Source organism: Pseudarthrobacter sp. NPDC092424 (assembly GCF_044754925.1).
Classification (GTDB): domain Bacteria; phylum Actinomycetota; class Actinomycetes; order Actinomycetales; family Micrococcaceae; genus Arthrobacter.
The window spans coordinates 1-1122 of the sequence record NZ_JBIVQC010000022.1; the positions used below are offsets into that span (position 1 = coordinate 1).

A 1122-nucleotide genomic window follows, 5' to 3' on the forward strand; every position below is an offset into this window, starting at 1 on the left:
TCGGCTTCCGCAACCTCGCGAACTACACAGCCAGGAGCCTGCTCGAGGCCGGAGGTTTCAGACCCTCGCTACACCCTTGATTCCGAAGAGCCGGTTATAAGACGCTATGGGCCAGCAGGCCAACCGGGCAGGCAAGGTCAACTGCACGCTTCGACAGCCTATCTGTCTGTTTCAGATTTTGTGGCAATCAGACCGAGGCGCAGGTTTTACTATCTTGCCTTCAGACACCTGCCTCCGCTCATCGTTACAATGCTGCTCTGCGGCCTCTTGAATAAGCTATTTCCCGAACTCTGGACACTCCCTTACCTGCTCACAGCGACCTTCTCCTCAGTGCTGCTCGGGAGCTTCCGTGAAGTACTGCGACGAGGCATCTACCTTTCCGAGCGCCTCGTACACCTCTACAATGTCGTCGTTATCAACTTAACCGCAGTCTTGACAGAGTTCTTCAGTCATTCAGCTTGGTTGGCTGCTGTGACGCCATCACTTGAGGGAATTGTCGATAACATTTGGTCCTCCCTGTTCGTCAGCTTGATTTTCGTGGCTTTCATCGAGCTTTCATCGCATAAGTACCCGGTCAGCCGTTTAGAAGAACGCAAGAACGTCACCTTACAATTTGTGACTTCCTCGCTGGTAAATATCGAGAGCAGATTCGGTGACCTCATCAATGCCTTGTTTGGCCGCGATCTACTGCTCAATCAATTGATGAGAGCAATATTGGTCTTCGAAGACATGAACCGACCCGCATGGATACGGCTTATCGAGCGCGTACTGGTCCGAGTTCCTGGCATAAAGATGACCGTCGGTGTAGCCCAAGTCCTCTCGGACCGGCCACTATCAGACTTTGACTCCATCAGGCATGCACACAAGCTGTTGACTGAGCGAAATGAGGAAGTCAAAAACTCGGCAAAGCCTGAAAAGGAGCAAGAACGACTGAAGCAGTTGATTGAAATGTACAATCCCGACAAGAAGTACGTTGAAGAGGTCCTTTCGGTGTACAGTCTGATTTCGTCTGGGAACTGGGCTGCTAAAGGGGCTCTTCGCAGTTGAGGGTGTAGTCGAGGGTCGGCGGCTGGTTCGTGGATAGACGTCGAGGTCTTCCAGGATGGAAGTTCTCACACTGCC

The 1122-nt window shown here is 52.1% G+C and carries 1 protein-coding gene; it reads left to right on the forward strand.

The window, feature by feature from the left end; all coding sequences use genetic code 11:
* The coding region (locus ACIQCN_RS15265) for a hypothetical protein (protein WP_400611742.1) at nucleotides 1–1047 on the forward strand (1047 nt) is incomplete at its 5' end.
* Nucleotides 1048–1122: the final 75 nt, after the last annotated feature.